At 68.8% G+C, this 18,853-nt stretch carries 14 protein-coding genes and 2 pseudogenes; 3 read left to right on the forward strand and 13 right to left on the reverse strand.

The genetic code is table 11. From position 1 onward, the window contains the following. Positions 1-206: 206 nt before the first annotated feature. The gene (locus ACZ4UV_RS10010; RefSeq protein WP_451020357.1) at positions 207-662 is read left to right on the forward strand and encodes a DUF6884 domain-containing protein; all 456 of its coding nucleotides are present in this window, start codon (positions 207-209) and stop codon (positions 660-662) included. A gap of 411 nt (positions 663-1,073) precedes the next feature. Here ACZ4UV_RS10010 and ACZ4UV_RS10015 read toward each other — a convergent pair whose 3' ends face one another. The 8 genes from ACZ4UV_RS10015 to ACZ4UV_RS10050 form a co-directional block, all read right to left on the reverse strand. Next, positions 1,074-1,445 carry a transposase gene (locus ACZ4UV_RS10015; protein ID WP_467837922.1) on the reverse strand — a complete coding sequence of 124 codons (372 nt, stop codon included), beginning with the start codon at positions 1,443-1,445 and terminating at the stop codon, positions 1,074-1,076. 982 nt (positions 1,446-2,427) lie between these two features. Next, positions 2,428-4,497 carry an ABC transporter ATP-binding protein gene (locus ACZ4UV_RS10020; protein ID WP_451020358.1) on the reverse strand — a complete coding sequence of 690 codons (2,070 nt, stop codon included), beginning with the start codon at positions 4,495-4,497 and terminating at the stop codon, positions 2,428-2,430. Positions 4,498-4,525: 28 nt separating this feature from the next. Beyond that, the gene (locus ACZ4UV_RS10025; protein WP_451020359.1) at positions 4,526-5,443 is read right to left on the reverse strand and encodes an ABC transporter permease; all 918 of its coding nucleotides are present in this window, start codon (positions 5,441-5,443) and stop codon (positions 4,526-4,528) included. 4 nt (positions 5,444-5,447) lie between these two features. Next, complete coding sequence (locus ACZ4UV_RS10030; protein WP_451020360.1) at positions 5,448-6,401, reverse strand: ABC transporter permease; 954 nt, start codon at positions 6,399-6,401, stop codon at positions 5,448-5,450. 10 nt (positions 6,402-6,411) lie between these two features. Beyond that, positions 6,412-8,196 (reverse strand): peptide ABC transporter substrate-binding protein, encoded by a 1,785-nt coding sequence (locus ACZ4UV_RS10035; protein WP_451020361.1) that lies wholly within the window; start codon positions 8,194-8,196, stop codon positions 6,412-6,414. Positions 8,197-8,848: 652 nt separating this feature from the next. After that, positions 8,849-9,808, reverse strand: coding sequence for a prolyl aminopeptidase (gene pip, locus ACZ4UV_RS10040; RefSeq protein WP_451020365.1), 960 nt, complete (start codon positions 9,806-9,808; stop codon positions 8,849-8,851). A gap of 536 nt (positions 9,809-10,344) precedes the next feature. Continuing rightward, entirely contained in the window at positions 10,345-11,463 is a 1,119-nt protein-coding gene (locus ACZ4UV_RS10045; RefSeq protein WP_451020362.1) for a fatty acid desaturase family protein, read from the reverse strand. A gap of 7 nt (positions 11,464-11,470) precedes the next feature. Beyond that, entirely contained in the window at positions 11,471-12,526 is a 1,056-nt protein-coding gene (locus ACZ4UV_RS10050) for a ferredoxin reductase (RefSeq protein ID WP_451020363.1), read from the reverse strand. A gap of 86 nt (positions 12,527-12,612) precedes the next feature. On the opposite strand from ACZ4UV_RS10050, the gene ACZ4UV_RS10055 reads away from it, so the two are divergent. Continuing rightward, positions 12,613-13,752 carry a PucR family transcriptional regulator gene (locus ACZ4UV_RS10055; protein WP_467837241.1) on the forward strand — a complete coding sequence of 380 codons (1,140 nt, stop codon included), beginning with the start codon at positions 12,613-12,615 and terminating at the stop codon, positions 13,750-13,752. A gap of 545 nt (positions 13,753-14,297) precedes the next feature. Beyond that, entirely contained in the window at positions 14,298-14,636 is a 339-nt protein-coding gene (locus ACZ4UV_RS10060) for a thioredoxin family protein (RefSeq protein WP_390049164.1), read from the forward strand. A 252-nt stretch (positions 14,637-14,888) separates the two neighbouring features. Here the strand turns inward: ACZ4UV_RS10060 and ACZ4UV_RS10065 are convergent. The 5 genes and pseudogenes from ACZ4UV_RS10065 to ACZ4UV_RS10085 all read right to left on the reverse strand — a co-directional run. After that, positions 14,889-15,047: pseudogene (locus tag ACZ4UV_RS10065) on the reverse strand (recombinase family protein); the annotation flags it as partial. 185 nt (positions 15,048-15,232) lie between these two features. After that, positions 15,233-15,424 (reverse strand): hypothetical protein, encoded by a 192-nt coding sequence (locus tag ACZ4UV_RS10070; protein WP_467837244.1) that lies wholly within the window; start codon positions 15,422-15,424, stop codon positions 15,233-15,235. A gap of 15 nt (positions 15,425-15,439) precedes the next feature. Then, positions 15,440-16,933, reverse strand: a complete 1,494-nt coding sequence (locus ACZ4UV_RS10075) for a family 43 glycosylhydrolase (RefSeq protein WP_451020144.1) — start codon at positions 16,931-16,933, stop codon at positions 15,440-15,442. Between the two features lie 102 nt (positions 16,934-17,035). Further along, entirely contained in the window at positions 17,036-17,764 is a 729-nt protein-coding gene (araD, locus tag ACZ4UV_RS10080) for an L-ribulose-5-phosphate 4-epimerase AraD (RefSeq protein ID WP_467837248.1), read from the reverse strand. A gap of 23 nt (positions 17,765-17,787) precedes the next feature. After that, positions 17,788-18,852, reverse strand: a pseudogene (locus tag ACZ4UV_RS10085) (L-arabinose isomerase family protein); the annotation flags it as partial. Position 18,853 lies beyond the last annotated feature (1 nt).

Below are 18,853 nucleotides of genomic sequence, written 5' to 3' on the forward strand. Positions count from 1 at the left end.
GTCTGAGCTCCGATCGTTGCCTCCCCTGCTCTCTCCCGTGGACGCCTCAGGCCCGTCACCCGGCATGACCCTGTTCTTCTCGAACTTCCGCTCCGCCATCGCCATCCCCCGGCTCGACCGCCCGGCAGGCGGGTCTCCACCAGCACACGCCGGGCGCGCACCCGACCAGCACTGCTCGCATCACACGCACAGGCAGGACGACAGGCATGACCGCAAACGACTATCTCGACTACTTCAAGCCACAACTCGTCGTCATCCCGTGCGGCAGCCGCAAACTGGGCTCGCCCGCGCGCTCGGCAGACATGTACGTAGGCTCCTACCACCGGGCATGCCGCAAGGCGGCCGACGCACTGCAACCTGACCTGCTGCTCATTCTCTCCGCACGCCACGGGCTCCTCGGCCTCGACGACGTCATCGAGCCGTACGACACACCTCATGGCGCAGCCGACGCAGTAACGAGCCAGGTCCTGCTGGAACAGGCAACCGTGCGTGACATCGTGGGCCTTGACCCCGTGGTGGCCCTCGGCGGTGCACGACATATCCGCCTCGTGCGCTCCGTCTGGCCGCACGTCCACACGCCGTTGGCCGGTGCACGCGGCATGGGTGAGCAAATGGCCCGGCTTGCAGCATTGCGCGAGGGACGGGGACTACCTCTGACATGACGCTTCGTGCGGCGGCCGCGAGGCCTCGCCGGCATGTGCCGAGGCGCATGGCATTACGGGGACTGGGGAGCGTTCCAGAAGTGACGGTCGTACATGGTGTGGTGGTACCACAGTGCGACGTCGTGAAGCTGATGTTGGAGGCGTAGCTGATGCCGAGGCCCGCACAGGCCTCGGCCCTCGAGGCGACGCTGCGCGTCTGCCAACGCGTCAGAGCCATCCCTCACGCGGCCCACTCGTTGACCGGCCCCGCGACGCGGGGCAGCAGGCGGGCGTGTCGCTCCGCGGTGCCGGCTTCTTGTTCCGCATGGCTTTCCAGGGTGTAAGCGGATCCCGGGGGCGGCGACCGTCGGCCCGGGAACCCATGAAGCGGTAATGCAGGAGCGGGCGGTTATGCAGGCCGTCCGTCGACTGCTACCAGGTCTGCTCGCTGGCTCGTACGAGGACCTCGTTGACGGTGACCCGGCGGTCCCGGGTGACGATGTGGGACACGGTGTCGGCGATGTCCTCGGGGCGCAGCAGTTCCATGCCCTGGATCTGACGCTCGATGGCCTGCCGCACGCCGTCGCGGAGATGGTTTTCCAGCTGCCGAATCCGCGCGGACTCGTCACGGGCGGCAGCAGCCTGCGGGGCAGCCTGAGCATCGTGCCTCTTCACCCAGTGCCGTAAGGCTGCGGGATGAATGCCGAGCGGGTCACCGACGTCATGGATGATCCCGGCCGTCCGGGGTCTCGCGTTGCTTGTCTGCGACCGTCCGCACCGCTCGCTGCAGCGGGCGGCGCCTATACGAAGGACGCATCCAGCCGCACCGGGCGGGAAACAACCGGTACGACGCGGACGACGAAGAGGAGCACGCCGACCGCGATGAGCGTGAAGATCACGGTGGCAGGGGGATGAGAGTGCCAATCCCCTCGCGGCATGGGGAGTTCCTGGCGGACCGGGCCACGGCGAGCACCCTGTATACGCTGGTCCCCAATCAGAGGGTGTGGTCCAGCCGCTCGCGCCGGCTGGTCCGCAGCCCCGGTCCCGCCACGCTGGATCGACGGACTCCCTGCCACCCTGACGAGTAATCCCGTCAGGGGCATTCACCGTGCCTCGCGCCGCCCGGCCAGCCGGGTGACCCTTGTCCCCTGAGCCGTCCTTGCGCGACCACGACCGGATCGTCGGTGGTCAACTCGCCCCTCGGACACTCGTTATAGCGATACGCGGATGAGGGCCTCGACCTAACGGTCGCGGCCCTACCTGCATGTTTGTAACTGATCGTGATCCCGAGGGCTTCGCAGAGTGGGCTCTTCTTCTCTGTGTCGACGACCTGTACGCGTTGTGCGATGTCTCCGAGTCTCTCAGTGATCTCCCGGATCTGGTCGGCGCTGAGGGGAGTTTCCTTCTTTCGAGTGGCGGCAGGTGGCGTGTCGAGCTTCTTGCGTGCTGTCTCCTTGTCCGCTTGCGCCTCGTTGATCCATTGGGCGACGACGGCGGGGTCGGCGCCGGCTTCGAGGGCGGCCTGGTAGCGGGTGAGACGCCGCTCGTACCCCTTGACGACTTTGCGGGCCTGTGCGTGCTGAGGAGTGAGCGTCTCGGCCGCGTGCGCTGCCGCGCTGGCTTGGGCGAGGGCGGTGAGGGTGGCGGTGAGCCGGGCGGGGGCGAAGGCTTTCGCGATCCTGTGCCTGCAGGATCTCTGTCCTCATGACGCCTCCTCGGCCGTCGGTACGTGTGCGACCTGGTGGGCCCGGGGCGAGGCGCACACAGCCACGGGATGCTCCAGCCATCAGTGTCCGGAGGTGTCCGTGGCGGCGTTTGCCGGGGTGTTCGAGAGCGCCGGCAGGAGTGGGAAGTGGCAGGCCGCGGTGTGGCCGGGGCCGAACAGGCGCAGGGCGGGTTCTTCGTGCGTGCAGCGCTCACGGGCCAGCGGGCACCGCGTCCGGAAGCGACACCCCGAGGGTGGGTCGACGGGGCTGGGCAGTTCGCCGCTGATGCCGGTGCCGTGTTTGGCCCGTTCCACTGCCGGGTCCGGTATCGGAACCGCCTTGAGGAGCCCGGCGGTGTAGGGGTGGGCGGCGCGCAGATGGATGTCGTCGGCACTGCCGACTTCGACCAGACGGCCCAGGTACATCACGCCGATCCGGTCCGCGAGGTAGCGGACCACCGCAAGGTCGTGCGAGATGACGATGTAAGACAGTCCGTGGGACGCCTGGAGCCGCTTCATCAGGTTGAGCACCTGGGCCCGTACGGACACGTCCAGCGCCGAGACCGGCTCGTCGGCGACGATCAGCTTCGGGGTGAGCGCCAGCGCTCGGGCAAGGCCGATGCGCTGACGCTGGCCGCCGGAGAACTCGTGCGGGTACAGCTCCAGTCCCCGCTCGGGCAGGCCGACCTCGGCGAGCAGTTCGGCGATGCGTGCCTTCTGCTGGCGGGCGGTGCCGATGCCCTGGATCCGGAGGGGTTCGCGCAGGATGCTGCCGACCCGCATGCGAGGGTCGAGGGAGGAGAACGGGTCCTGGAACATCATCTGCAGGTCGCGGCGGCGTCGCCGCAGCTCACGGCCGCGCAGGTGCCCGAGGTCGGTGCCGTCCAGGGTGACGGTGCCGGCGTCGGGCCGGTCGAGGCCGACCAGCAGGCGCCCGAGCGTGGTCTTGCCGCAGCCGGACTCGCCGACCAGGCCGAAGGTCTCGCCGGGGCCGAGGGCGAGGGAGACGCCGGAGACGGCGTGCACGACGCGCCGGCCACGGACGAGCAGCCGGTTCCCGCGGACCGGGAACTCCCGGACCAGGCCGCGCGCTTCGAGCAACGGCCGGGCAGGGGCCGCAGCCGGTACGACGTCCGGGTACGGCGCGACGGCGACGGCATGCGGCGGCAGGGGGCCGCTGGTCGGATGCCAGCAGGCGTACCGGTGACCGTCGGAACCGTCCGGGCCGGTGAGCTCCGGCTCCTCGGCACGGCAGCGCTCGGTGGCGTACGAGCAGCGGTCGGCGAACCGGCAGCCGCCCGGCGGGTCGGTGAGATCCGGGGGCAGGCCGGGGATGCTGGGTAGCTGCCTGGCCGGGTCCTGGTCCAGGCGTGGCACCGAGGCCAGCAGACGCTGGGTGTAGGGGTGCCGCATGCCGCGGAACAGCCGGTCGGTGCCGGCGCTCTCGGCGATGCGGCCGGCGTACATGACGTTGATCCGGTCGGCGTGGCCTGCGGTGACACCCATGTCGTGGGTGATGAGGATCATCGCCATGCCGAGCCGGTCGCGCAGGTCGGCCAGCAGGGTGAGGATCTGCGCCTGGATGGTGACGTCCAGGGCGGTGGTGGGCTCGTCGGCGATCAGCACCCGGGGCTCGTTGGCCAGCGCCATGGCGATCAGCACCCGCTGGCGCAAGCCGCCGGACAGCTGATGGGGGTAGTCCTTCAGGCGCTCGCGGGGGTGCGGGAGACCGACCAGGCCGAGGACCTCGGCTGCTCGGTCGGCTGCCTGGCCCTGGGTGCAGCCACGGTGCACCAGGACGGCTTCGGCGACCTGGTGACCGATGGTCCTGGTGGGGTTCAGGGAGGTCATCGGGTCCTGGAAGACCATCGCGATGTCGTTGCCGCGCACCCGGCGCAGTTCGCGTTCGGGCAGCCCGACCAGCTCGCGCCCGTCCAGCGCCACCGAGGAGTCGCCGACCAGTGCGCCACCGGGTGGCAGCAGGCCCATGAGGGACAGACCGGTCATGGACTTGCCGCAGCCGGATTCGCCGACCAGACCCAGGGTTTGGCCGGCTTCCAGGGTGAAGGACACGTCGTCCACGGCGCGCACCACGCCACGGCGGCTGCTGATGTGCGTGGTGAGGTTCCTGACCTCGAGGAGGGGCGGCATGCGTGTAGTCCTCGCATCGTCACAGCGGTCACGGGCGTTGCAGTCGGACGTCCAGGGCGTCGTGGACGGCGTCGCCGATCAGGTTGAACGCCACCACGGTGGCGATCAGGATCGCCGCGGGCGGGTAGACCAGCCACCAGTAGCCGTCGTAAAGGGAGTTGAGCCCGGCGGAGAGCATCGAACCCCAGTCGGCGTGCGGCGGGGGCAGCCCGAGTCCGAGGAAGCTCAGGGCCGACAGGGTGAGGATCGAGTCGGCGATGGTGAAGGTGCCGCTGACGATGATGACGCCGGCGGCGTTCGGCACCAGGTGGCGTACGACGATGCGCCCTGAGGTGCCGCCCATCATCCGTGCCGCCTGGACGAACTCCCGCGACCGCAGGCTGAGTACCTCGCCCCTGACCAGGCGTGCGGCCCCGAGCCAGGACAGCAGCGACAGCAGCACGACGATCAGCCACAGGCTCGGCGTGAACAGGCTGACCATGATCAGCAGCAGGACGATGCCGGGGACGGCCAGGAACGTGTCGATGACCCGCATCATGACCGCGTCGACGACTCCGCCGGCATAGCCGGCTGCGGCACCGTACAGCGTGCCGATGACGGTCGTGGCGAGGGCCACCGCAAAACCGAGTTCGAGCGACGACTGCCCGCCCGTCATCAGCCGCCCCAGCACGTCGTATCCGGAGGCGTCCGTGCCCAGCGGATGCCCGGCGCCGGGCGCGAGATCGTTCAGGTCCAGCCGGACGGTGGCCTGGTCGGTCCGGTACAGCAGCGGCCCGATGAAGCAGAAGGCGGCGATCACCGCGACCATGCCCAGTCCGACCAGGGCCCGCCGGTTGCGCACGAACGCTGTCAGCAGCGGGCGGGAGCCGCGCGCAGCGGTCGCCGGGGCCGCGGGTTCGGGCGCGCCCGGCGATTCAGGCGCAGGCTCGGGTTCGGGCAGATCCACGGGTTCAAGCGTCGACATAGCGGATCCGGGGGTCGAGGAGGCCGTAGGCGATGTCGGCGAGGAGGCTGCCGACGACGGTGGCCACACCGACCACCAGGGTCGAGCCGAGCAGGATCGGGTAGTCCTTGCTGGTGGCGGCCTGGTAGAACAGCAGCCCCATGCCCGGGTAGTTGAACACCGACTCGGCGATCACCGCGCCGGCGACGATGTTCGGGGCCGCCAGCCCCAGGACGGTGATGACCGGCAGCAGGGAGTTGCGCAGGACGTGCCGGAGCAGGACCAGCCGCTCCGGCAGTCCCTTGGCGCGGGAGACGCGTACGTAGTCCTGCGCCAGGGTGGTGATGGCCGACGACCGCATGTACCGGCTGAACCCGGCCACGCTGACCAGGCTCAGGGTGACCACCGGCAGGACCAGGGCCTGCGGGTCGGCCAGGATGCCGCCGACGGACTCGGCCTGCGGGGCCTGGGGCGGCAGCAGGTGCCACTGCACCGAGAAGACCGCGACCAGCAGCAGCGCGAAGAAGAAGTCCGGCATCGAGTACAGCACGAAGGAGACGACGGTGAGGACGTGGTCCGTGACGCGGTCCCGCCGCACCGCCTGGAAGATCCCCATCGGCAGGGCGACCGCGAGGGTGAGCAGCGTGGACAGCCCCAGCAGCACGGCGTCACGCGGCAGCCGCTGCGCGATCAACGTGGACACGGGCTGGTGCAGGGAGTACGACGTTCCGAAGTCGCCCACGGCGGCCTGCTTCACGAAGGTCACGAACTGCGCCGCCAATGGCCGGTCCAGGCCGTTGGCAGCGTTGAAGACGGAGATCCGCTCGGCGGTGGCCCGGGTCCCGAGGGTGGCCCGGGCGGCGCTGCCCGGCACCAGGTGGATCATGATGAACGTCAGGAGCACGACGCCGAACACCACCACGATCGCCTGCCCGGTCCGGCGGATGAGGTAAGCGGTCACAGAGCGCTCGTCACTTGGAGTAGCCCCAGTCTTCGAAGGTGTTCGCGCTGGAGAACGGGTTCAGCGGGACGACGCCCTGCAGCTTCGTCCGGTACACCAGCAGGCCTTCACGCAACGGCAGCCACAGCCAGGGCAGTTGACGGGCCGTGTAGTCCTCGTAGGCGGTGAACGCCTGGGCCGAGGAACCGTATTCGGTGGCCTTGACCAGTTTGTCCATCTTGGGGTCGGAGTAGCCGCCGGCGTTGTTGTAGCCGCCGGTGTCGAAGAAACCGGTGCCGTTGGGATAGAGCGGATACGGGTCGTAGCCGAACTCCGCCAGCTGCCAGCCGCAGGTCGACGAAGGGTGGGACCGCGCAGTGCACGTGCCGATCTTGCTGATCAGCGTGTTGAACGGCTCGGACCTGAGGTTGACGGTGATCCCGGCCTGGGCCTCCGAGGACTTGATGGCGGCGTTCTGCTCGTCCGTGGTGGCCCGGCCCGAGGAGTAGACCAGGTCGAAGGTCAGCGCCTGGCCTGCCTTGATGCCGGCTCCGCACTGCGAGGAGCCGGTCCCGGGGTTCTCACACGTCGTCGTCCCGCCCGGCACCACCTTCCAACCGTGTGCCTGCAGGAGCGCCTTCGCCTTGTCGGGGGAGTACGGATACGGCCCGCCGGCCTTCTCCAGGGCCGACACCCACGGCCCGCCGGCCTTGACCGGTACGGGTCCGTTACCCGGATCCGCATAGCCGCTGTAGACCTTGGAGACGATCTGCGTGCGGTTGATCAGGTACTCGAAGGCCTGGCGCACGTACAACTGGCGCAGCACCGGGCCGACCGAAGAGTTGTACAGGTTGGGCAGGATCCCGGACACGCCCGGGATGGGCACGCTCGCGATCGAGTACCCGCTCGACTTGAGGGCCTCCGCCTGCTTGATGTCGTTCAGCGGCAGCGAGGCGACGTCGAGGGAGCTGCCCGAACGCAGGGCGTTGATCTCGGGGGTGTCGGTGGTGAAGGGCGTTTGGACGACCTTGTCGAGGACCGGCTTGGCGGAGCCGGAGTACGCGGTGTTGGGTACGTAGCTGTAGTAGCCGTTGGTGCGGAATTCCGCCAGCTTCCACGGCCCGTCCACGACCTGCCACAGGGGATTGGTCGCGAAGGAGGTCGTCTTGGCGCCTTCCTTCTGCAGGTAGGCGTACACGGCCTTCGCGCCCGCGGTGGTCGTGTCGTGGTCGCCGACCGCGCCCGTCGCGGAGGTCTTGTCCCAGGCGTGCTGCGGGAGCAGCGGGATGGTGCTGAGCACATCGTCGGTGTAGAAGTCCGGGTTGTACGCCTTGGTGAGGTCCAGCACCACGGTGTGGGCGTCCGGTGTGGTCACCTTCGAGACGTCCTCGGGGAAGAGCCCGACGAGATGGGCGTTCCAGTTCGAGGCGTTCGCCTTCAGCAGGTTGTAGACGAAGGTGAAGTCACGGCTCGTGATCGGTCGGCCGTCCGACCAGTTCCAGCTCTTGAGGCGGATGGTGAGCCGTTTGTCGCCGTTCGAGTAGTCGAGGGAGGTGAACAGGCTCTTCTCCTTGTTCACCACCGACTTGGCGCCGTCTCCTGCGTACACCAGGTAGGGCCACATGGCCTGGGTGAGGTTGGCGTTGTAGCCGTTCTGGTTCGTCGCGGGTGGCAGCGGAAAGATGAAGTCGGGCACCGCGCCCAGCTCCGCGATGGTGACCGTTCCGCCTCGCTTGACGGGTTTTTTGGCGGGATGGGCGCTCGCGCCGTCGGTGATCGCTCCGTTGCCGCCTCCGGTGCATGCGACGGCAACCATCGCCAGGGTTAACGCGCCCACGGCGGCTCTCAGTCGATGGATAGTGCGCATGCGGGTCCTCACCTCTCTGCTCTGACGACGCCACGTCCGAATCAACCCCACCCGTAACAGCATGCTCATGCCAATCACGACTCCATGGGCCTACCCGTGGCGTACGTGGTCCATGCTCGGCCGGAAACGATGCTCCCGCGCGTGCCAGTGCTTGCACGGCGGTCACGCAGGGACTCGAGGAAAGTGAACCGATGTCCGGGTCAGGCCCCAGGCATCCTCAACGACAGCAGCTACAACAGCGGCGCACGATGCGACGGCTATGGGCGTCGATGCGTACCGTGACAACAGCCGTGCTGGTGGAGTTCACGGGCCTCACTATAAAGGGGGAACCGGCGCGGCGACAGCGTTGTCGATCCTCCTGACAAGCCACATCCGCAAGGATTGAGCCCTTTCCGTGCGCCCGGTAGAGGTCGGCGACCTGCCCAGTGCAATGCGATCGGTTCGGCCTGGGGCGAACCGGCGGGCGCAGAAGTGGAAGCCGCGGGCCGACCGTGCCCCGGTCCGGGTCAACGTCTCGGACCGGGTGCCGGCGGCCAGACGCGCCGACTGCGCGGCGCGGAATCCGAAGGCCAAGTTCGACGTCCTCTACGTGCCCTGAGGATCACCGGTTCTTGAACTCCTCGATGGCCGTCCGGACCGTCTCCTGCATCGCGTCGCTTCCGGCGTGTCCGGAGTCCTCGATGATGTGGAGCCGCGCGTCCGGCCACGCCTTCGCCAGCTCCCAGGCCGTCTGTACCGGGCTGCCCATGTCGTGTCGGCCGTGGACCAACACTGCGGGGATCCCGGCCAGCTTGTGAGCGTTGCGCAGCAGTTGGTCCTCGTCCAGCCACGCGCCGTTGCTGAAGAAGTGGGCGCAGATCCGTACGAATGCGATCTGCGCGTCGACTTCGCGATCGCTGTACATGCCGGGCATGCCGTTGGGCTCGTTCGAGATGACCGCGTCCTCCCAGGCGAGCCAGTCGGCAGCGGCCTTTTCCCGGATCGCCCGGTCAGGGTTCTCCATCAGTCGCGCGTAAGCCGCCAGCAGGTCGCCGTCTCGCTCCTCCTCGGGGACGGCGTCGCGGAACCGGTCCCACGCCTCGGGGTAAAACCGTCCGGCACCCCGGTAGAGCCAGTCGATCTCGGTGCGGCGGGTCGTCGTGACGGCTGGGATGACCATTTCAGTGACACGCGCGGGGTGCTGCTGCGCATAGGCCAGGATGAGTGTCGCGCCCCAGGAGCCACCGTTCAGCAACCACCTTTCGATGCCGAGGTGCTCGCGGAGCCGCTCCATGTCGTCGATCAGGTGCTGTGTGGTGTTCAGACTCATGTCCGCCGCCGGGTCGCTGGCGTGCGGGGTGCTGCGACCGCAGTTGCGCTGGTCGAAGCGGATGACGCGGTAGCGCTCGGGATCCCAGGCCCTTGTCGGCCGCTGGGGCGCGCCGGACCCTGGGCCGCCGTGGACGTTGAGCGCAGGCTTGCCTTGAGGGTTGCCGTATTGTTCGTAGTAGATGCGGTTGCCGTCTCCGGCGTCGAGAAATCCATGGTCGTAGGGATGAGTCGGAGGGTAGAGATCAACCATGACCGTCGACCCTACGGGGTGATCGTGGTTGAGTTCCGTGATTTCTTTCCCGACTTGCCGCATTACACGGGTGTTGAGCTGACAGACGAGCGAAGCCCCTGGCAGGTGGGTTTTCGAACAAGGGAACCCGTGCTCACCAGAGGCTTCGCGTGCTTGTCCATCCGTCCGGGCTGGATGTGTCCGGTTCTGCCCGCGCTTCCTCTCCGCTCGCCTGCGGGAGCAGCAACTGGCCGTCCTGCAGCGCAGCAGCTTCAAGCCCGCGCCCATGCCTTCCACCCAGCCCGCCCGTCGGCAGTCCGAGTGCGCGTACGCACCCGACTACCGGCCCGACCACGGCAGGTCAGCGCACTACAACACCTCGCCGGGGGCTGTGTGCTGAGCTCCTGGCGCACGTCCAGGCAGCGCAGCCGGACACCGGGCTGCCCGGATCCCGTGGCGTACGGTCTGGTGTCGCGGCCGCCCACCGTCCGCAACGGATCTCACCGAACCCGGTGGTGCCGCCGGTACGGCCGAAAGATCTGAACCAATACCGGGAATCAGGCCGCGACGAGCTCCTGCTCGCGCTCCGGCGTCTTGACCTCGGGCTTCTTGTTCGGCAGCGAGAGCCGGAAGACCTTGCGCCACGCGGAGAACACCTGCTTGGGCAGCGGCCCGGTGACGTACTCCAGCTCGTACTTTTCGAACAGCGCGCGCACCTTCACCGCGACCTCGGCGTACCGGTTGCTCGGCAGGTCCGGGAACAGGTGGTGCTCGATCTGGTGCGACAGGTTGCCGGTCATGAAGTGCATGGCCCTGCTGCCGCTGATGTTCGCCGAGCCCATCATCTGGCGCAGGTACCACTGGCCGCGTGTCTCGTCCTTGATCGACCGGCGCTCGAAGACCTGCACGCCCTCGGGGAAATGCCCGCACATGATCACCGAGTGGGACCAGAGGTTGCGGACCAGGTTCGCGGTGAACGTGGCCGCGAGCGTGGGGAGGAACGACGGGCCCGACAGCAGCGGGTGGATCACGTAGTCCTTGAGCACCTGCTTGCGGATCTTGCGGCCCACGGCCCTGGCCCGCGCGCGGAACTCCGGGTTCTTGCGGCGGCGCTTGTGCAGGTTCTTGCCGAGCTCCAGGTCGTACGCTGCGATGCCGTACTCGAAGAAGCAGGCGTTGATGAAGTTCCACAGCGGCTGGCCGAGGTGGAACGGGTGCCACTTCTGGTCCTCGTCGACGCGCATGATGCCGTAGCCGAGGTCGTTGTCCTTGCCGATCACGTTGGTGTATGTGTGGTGCAGCTCGTTGTGCGAGTGCTTCCACTGCTCGGACGGCGAGACGTGATCCCACTCCCAGGTGGTGGAGTGAATCTTCGGGTCTCGCATCCAGTCCCACTGGCCGTGCAGGACGTTGTGGCCGATCTCCATGTTGTCCATGATCTTCGCCACGGACAGCCCGGCGGTGCCGAGCAGCCACGCGGGCGGGAAGATCGAGAACAGCAGCACGCCCCTGCTGACCAACTCGAGCTTGCGCTGCGCCGAGATGACCTTACGGATGTAGGCAGCGTCTTTCTCGCCGCGGCCGGCGATCACCTCGTCGCGGATCGCGTCCAGCTCGCGGCCAAGCTCCTCGATCTGCTCCGCGGTCAGGTGGGCGGTGGGGTCGATGGCGGTCAAGGTGTTCCTACCGTTCGATGTCGCAGGGGCCCGCCGCGGCGGACACGCAGGTCTGGATGAGGACGCCCGGCTCGGCCTCGGTGATCTCGCCGGTGCGCAGGTCGCGGACGGCGCCCGCCTTGAGCGGCGTGACACAGCCGAAACAGATGCCCATGCGGCACCCGGAGGGCATGAGCACGCCGGCCTCCTCGCCGATGTCCAGCAACGGCGTGGCGCCGTCCGCGTCGACGGTCTTGCCGGTGGCGCTGAACGTGACCTCGCCGCCGTCGCCGGCGACGACGATGCTGGGGCGGAAGCGTTCGGTGTGCAGGTGCTCTTGCACGCCGTGCTCGGTCCAGTGTTCTTCGGCGGCGTCGAGCAGGCCCGCGGGCCCGCAAGCCCAGGTCTCGCGCTCTGCCCAGTCGGGCACGAGTTCGTCGAGACGGGCGATGTCGAGCATGCCGTCTGTGTCGGTGTGCACCTCGGCGAGCCGCAGCTTCTTGTCCGCGACCAGGCCGTGCAGTTCGTTGCGGAAGATCACGTCTTGCGGCTGTGGCGCGCAGTGGACCATGACGACGTCGTCGAACTCGGTGTCGCGCAGCATGCCCATCACGGGCGTGATGCCGCTGCCGGCCGTCAGATAGAGCACCTTGGCCGGCTTGGTCTGCGGCAGCACGAAGTCACCGGTCGCCTGGTCGAGCTGGATCAGCGTGCCCGGAGTCGCCCTGCGGACCAGGTGGTTGCTGACCTTGCCGTCCGGGATCGCCTTCACGGTGATCGTGACGCGGCCGTCCTGACGGTTTGTCGGCGAGGTGATGGAGTAGGCACGCCACAGGCGCACCCCGTCGACGTCAACCCCGATCCGCACGTACTGACCGGCTGTGTGGCCGCGCCATCCCCGTCCCGGTCTGATCACGATGGTCGCGGCGTCACCCGTCTCGGGGTGCACGGCCTCGATGCGCCCGCGCAGGTCGGCGCCCGCACGCAGCGGGCTGACCAGGTCGAGGTAGTCCGACGGCAGCAGCGGCGTCGTGACCATCTCCAGCAGTTTCCACGCCCTGCTGCGGAGGGCTGTACTCGTCATGGCTCCAGCTTGCTGTGCCTCAGGGCGTAAGGTCCTAACCGCAGGGCGTAAATCTGGACGGCAGAATTGTTCGCAGGGAATAAGAAGTGAACCATGTGATCCGGAGGGCCAGCGAACTGGCCCTGGATGAGACGACGGTCACCGTACTTCGGGCTGGGCTGAAGGCCACCGCCGACGAGGTCGTCCAGGCGATCATCGATGAGGTCCCTCCCTACGCCAACGCCCTTACGGGCCACATGGGCGCCACCATCCGCCGAGCCGTCCGCACCGCCCTGGGGCACTATCTGGACCTCGCGAGCGGGAACGCCACGGGCGGCGACGGCGGTGACGCTGCCTACGAGCTCGGCCGCGGCGAGGTCCGGGACGGCCGTTCGATGGACGCCCTGCTCAGCGCCTACCGCGTCGGCGCCCGCGTGGCCTGGCGATGCCTGGCAGCGGGTGCCGTACCCGCAGGTCTGCCCGCCGCCGAGGTCGCCAAGTTCGCCGAACTGACCTTCGCCTACATCGACGAGCTCTCCGCCGCGAGCGCCGCGGGCCACGCCGACGAACTGGCCGCCCGGGGCAGGGCCCACGAGCGCCACCTGGAACACCTGGCCCGCGACCTCCTCGCCGGCGCGAGCCCGGACGTGCTGCTGGCTTCTGTTCAACGGGCCGGGTGGCAGCCTCCGGTTTCGCTGACCGCGGTCCTGCTGCCCGCCGCCCAGGCCCGGCCTGCCTACCGCACGCTCGACCCGAGCACCCTCGTCCTCGACGATCTGCCGGACGCCACCGGTGTGCTGCTCGTCCCCGATGCCGACCGACCACATCTCCTGCGGCAGCTCACCGAGCGCACCGCCGTGGTCGGCCCGGCCCGGCCATGGACTCGTGCGTCATCCTCGTACGCACGAGCCCTACGCGCGCGCTCCCTCTCCTCTGATATTCGCGACACCGAGGACCACCTGCCCGAGCTGGTGCTGAGCGCCGACGCGGACGCGTTCGCAGACCTGCGTGCCCGAGCCCTCGCACCGTTGCGGACCCTGCCCGTCGCGACCGCACGGCGGCTGGAGGATACGTTGCGGGCATGGCTGCTGCACCAGGGCAGACGGGACGAGGCGGCGGCGGCGTTGTTCGTCCATCCCCAGACAGTCCGGTACCGGATGTCGCAGCTGCGGGAGCTGTTTCCGGATCTCGCATCGCCACACCGGGTCCTTGAACTGACGCTGGCGGTCGGTCTCCGGGTCAGCTGACGCGTACTTCGACCGTCCACGACCGCATCCGCGAGCGGTCCAGGAATCGTGCCTCGTTCTCGGTGCCATCAGCCGGCCCATGCGGCGCGGGAAGATCGGTATCAGCCAGCTGAGACCGGGGGTTGACGTGAAGACCGGACAAGGCCTCGGGAAGCCCGTCGGGGGGGTCTCTGAGAAGCGCGGTGACAGATACGGCTCGACTGGATCCGGTGGACGATGCGCTCCGGCCCGCTCGTCGAGCATCTGGTCGATGAGCTGGGCCGCTACGCCCTGGAAGACGGCTTTCATGTCGTCGTGGAGGGTGCTGTCCTGGCACGAGCCGACCCACGGGCGCGCGGCGGGCTGCAGCTGGGTGACCGGCGGGGCGGCCAGGCCGGGTCACCAGGGGCGGGGGCCGGGCCGCTCCCGCCGGGGACCACCGTGGTTCTGCGACGGCCCCGTGCCTCCCTTCCGGCAGGTCAACCGGACGACCGACCGTGCCGGCCTGGCACACCGCGCGAGGGATGATGGGGATGGAATGACGGAACGTGAGGTCAGGAGTATCCATGACGAAGCGGGTTCACCGACCCCGTGAGGACGCGGAGTTCGATTTCATCCTCGGGATGAGCGGAGTTCCGGTCCTCGCATACTTCACCGGGACATGGCCCAAGGCAATCGAGCCCTGCCGGGTGATGGACCTCGTCGTGGACGGCATCGCCGACGACTACACGGGCCGCCTGACGGCCGTCCGCGCCGACATCACGCGTTGTCCGGCCGCAACCGAGCGATACGGGATCACCGGAGCCCCGTCCTACGTCCTGCTGAAGGAGGGAGAGGCGGTGGCGCACGGCACGGGGCCCATGACCACCGCCGAGGTACGGAAGTTCCTGGACGGCCACCTCTGAGCGGCCGCTGCGGCACGTGGCCGCGACACCCGTCACGTCTCGTCTATGGGAGCTGCGCCGCCTGAGACACCTTGGGGCTGAGACACCCCACAGGTCACACAACGCCGTCCAGGGCGGTGCCCACCGGCAACCTTGTTTTCCGGCTCGTTCCTGCCGTGCGCGGTTGCGGGCACGCTGTCTGCGGAGGGTTTGGACGGTGTCGAACCGGTTGGGGCTGATGATCGCTTCGGGGGCGGGTTCGTTGGAGCGGATTCACTCCTCGGCGGGGTTGTGGGTCATGCGGGTTGTGTGGCCGAGGGCGACGTCGTCGATGTCGAGGAGGCGTTCTTCCTTGCGTTGCTTGTTCCAGACCTCGTAGCCGGTGTAGCGGGGGTTGATGAGGATGGCCCGCACGGCGCCCTGCAGCCACGCGGTCTTAGCGCGGTGGGGGTTACGGCCCGGGTCGTGGGCAGAGGGGCAGGGGACGCCTCGCGGGTAAGGCGGGCGGCGATGGCTTTGTCGCTGAGGCCGTCAACACACCTTCTCGGTCAGGACGCGGGAATGCCCGGCGCACAGCAGTGCGTCGATGGCGTACTCGGGCCCGTGCAGCCCCGCACTCATGCAGCGGCCCCGGTATTCGAGGCGCTGCCGGTGAGCTTGGCGCGTTTGGCGGCGACGGCTGGCCGGTCGGCCGGGGCGTGCACCTTGTCGAAGCCGGCGATCAGCTCGTCCGGGTTGTCCTGCTCGGCAACGGCACGCCCGAACCGGTGACCCGGCGGCTTCCGTTTCTCCGGAAGCCGCCGGGCCACCGGGAAAAGCTGCCGTCAGGAGACCGGCTTGAGCTGCCAGAGCTGGCAGTCGTTGGTCAGCCAGGTCCACTGGCGGACGTCGGTTCCGTCGGCGGTGCCGCAGTTGGCCACGTCGGCGACCTTGCCGCTGTTGGCGTTCACGAGACGGACGTAGCCGGTCTGGGTGTACACCAGCTTCCACTTCTGGCAGTTGTTGTTCAGCCAGCTCCACTGCTGGATGTTGGTGCCGTCGGCGGTGCCGCAGCTGCTGACGTCGAGGACCTTGCCGCTGTTCACGTTGGTCACGCGGTTGGTCTCGTTGCCCGGGTCGGAGAAGGTCCACTCCTGGTTGGCGCCCCCGTTGCACGTCCACTGGTTGACGTCGGCGCCGTCGGCGGTGCCGGACTGAGAGACGTTCAGGCACTTGCCGCTGTGCTTGTTGACGAGGGTGTACGCGGCCGGGGTGGTCCCGGTCTCGCCGGACGGTTCGGCGAGCGACGTGCCGAGGGCGACCGGGGTGCCGAAGTCCGGGGTGCCGTCGGCGTTCCAGGTGAACTGCTGGGCGCGGGTGGTGCGGTTGTTCCCGCAGCCGCCGTTGGCCGCGCTGTTGGCGTGGTAGACGATCCAGTTCTGGGTGCCGTCGGGCGAGGTGAAGAAGCCGTTGTGGCCGGGCGCGTAGACGCCGTTCGCGTCGTTGCGCTGGAACACGGGCGTCGCCGATTTCGTCCAGGAGGCCGGGTCCAGCGGGTCCGTGCCGGTCAGTTCCAGCTGGCCCAGCTTGTAGTCGGCGGTCTGGCAGCTGCTGGCCGAGTAGGTCAGGAAGGTGCGGCCGTTGTGGTGAAGCGGCTCGGGTCCCTCGTTGACCGGGCTGCCCACCTTCTCCCAGTCGTAGGTCGGGCTGGAGATGACCGTGAAGGTTGAGCTGGACAGCGTGTACGGGTTGGACATCGGGGCGATGACCAGGCTCTGCGCGCTGCCGCCCACGAAGCCGCTGCCGACCAGGTAGAGGTTGCTGTTGTACTCCAGGACGCTGGCGTCGATCAGCCAGCCGCCGGGCGTCAGGTTGGAGCCGCTGAGCTGGTTCTTGAAGGTGTAGGGGCCCAGGGGGTCGGTGCCGGCGCTCTCCAGGACGTCGGTGCGCTGGGTGTCGCAGCAGGCGGCGCCGGACTGGGCGGCGGAGTAGTACAGGTACCAGTGACCGTTGTAGAGGTGGATCTCCGGCGCCCAGATGTTGGCGTTGCGGCCCGCGGTGTCGTCGTGCCAGATCAGCACGTTCGGGGCCGTGTTCAGTCCGGCGAGGGTCGGGGACTCGCGCATGAACATCTCGTTCGTGAACGAGGTGGTGATCAGATAGAAGTTGCCGTCGTAGTACTGGAGCCAGGGGTCGGCCCCGGCCCTGGACTTGAGCGGGTTGGTGAAGGTCGCGCCGCCCGCCGCGCCCGCGGGCTGGGCGAGGACGGACACCAGCAGAGCGACGATCGCGGTGAACAGGGCCGCCAGGAAGGCTCGTCTGAACCGAAGACGCGTCATTGGGTCTCCTGAGTGAAGGCTGGAGAGGGAAAGGCGGTGTGGTGGCCGCCTCTGGTCGGAGGGGGCGGCCGGGTCCTCTGGGGCGGCGGTGGCCGCCTCCGGTCAGCGGGTGACGGCGGCTGTGTCCGGATTGCCGTAGTAGGCGTCGGGGCCGTGTTTGCGGGTGTAGTGGCGGGCGAGCAGGTGGGGTGGGGGCGGAGTGGTCGGGGACAGGGACAGGGTGTGGAGGGCGATGTCGGCGACGGCCTCGCAGATGATCGCGTGCTCCAGGGACTTGCGGGCGGTCGTGCCCCAGGTGAACGGGCCGTGTCCGGCGACGAGCGCGGCGGGCACCTCGACGGCCTTCCGGTCTTCGCCGCCGAGCAGGTCGACGATGACGTGGCCGGTGTTGTACTCGTAGTCCTTCGCGCACTCCGCCGGGGTGAGGTCGCGGGTGACGGGGATCGGCCCCTTGAAGGTGTCCGCGTGGGTGGTGCCGAGGACGGGGACGTCCCGGCGGGCCTGGGCGAAGGCGACGGCGTGGGTGGAGTGGGTGTGGGTCACCCCGCCGACGGAGGGGAAGGCCAGGTAGAGGCAGCGGTGGGTCTCGGTGTCGGTGGAGGGGCGCAGGTCGCCCGCCACCACCGCGCCGTCGGACAGGCGTACCGTCACCAGGTCGTCGATCGTGAGCCTTTCGTACGGCACTCCTGACGGCTTGATGACGAAGATCCCCGCCTCGCGGTCTGCTCCGCTGACGTTTCCCCAGGTCAGGGTGGCGAGTCCGACCTGCGGGATGGCGAGATTGGCCTCCAGGACCTCTTGGTGAAGGCCGGCCCGGACGGTTGTGGTCATGGTGCTTTCCCTTACGGACGGTTTCAGAGGGCCTGAGCCAGCCGGTGGTAGGCCGCGTTCCAGCGGATCTCCTTGGCCAGCTGGTCGACGGAGGTGTTCTCGTCGACCGTCAGCAGTTCCACCCCGGTCATGGCGGCGAAGTCGCTCAGCGTCTCCCGGTCGACGGCGGTGCTGAGCACGGTGTGGTGCGGGGCGCCGGCCAGCAACCAGCTCTCCGCGGACTCCGCGAACGACGGGCGCGGAGTCCATACGGCGCGGGCGACGGGCAGTCGGCGCAGGGGCTGGCTCGGTGCGACGACGTCGACGGCGTTCGCGGTGAGGCGGAAGCGGTCGCCGAGGTCGGACAGGCCGACGACGATGGCGGGCCCGGGAGCGGCGTCGAACACCAGCCGGACCGGGTCCTCGCGGTCGCCTATGGACAGCGGGTGGATCTCGCAGCTGGGGCGGTCGGCCGCGATGGAGGGGCAGACTTCCAGCATGTGAGCACCGAGAATGCGGGGCTCGCCGGGGCCGAGGTGGTAGGTGTAGTCCTCCATGAAGGACGTGCCCCCGGGCTGCCCCTGGCCCATGACCTTCATCGTGCGCAGCAGGGCGGAGGTCTTCCAGTCGCCCTCGCCGCCGAAGCCGTACCCGTCGGCCATCAGGCGCTGGACGGCCAGGCCGGGCAGCTGGCGGAGGCCGCCGAGGTCCTCGAAGTTGGTGGTGAAGGCGGTGAAGCCGCCCTCGGTGAGGAAGGCACGCAGGCCCAGTTCCAGGCGGGCCGCGTACATCAGCGAACCGTGGAGGATGCCGTCCGGGCGCAGGGCGGGGACGACGTCGTACGACTCCAGGTATGTGGCGGCGAGTTCGGCGGCCGCCTTGTCCTCGACCTCGTCGACGACCGCGACGAGGTCGTTCACGCCGTAGGTGTTGACCGAGTAGCCGAAACGTAGTTGCGCCTCGACCTTGTCGCCCTCGGTGACGGCGACGTCGCGCATGTTGTCGCCGAAGCGGGCCAGCCGCAGCGTACGGGCGGCGTGCCGGCCGGCGGCGGCCCGGCTCCAGGCGGCGACCCGGCCCACGACCCGGGGATCGGTGGCGTGACCGGCG

This window comes from Streptomyces sp. NPDC028289 (assembly GCF_055565975.1).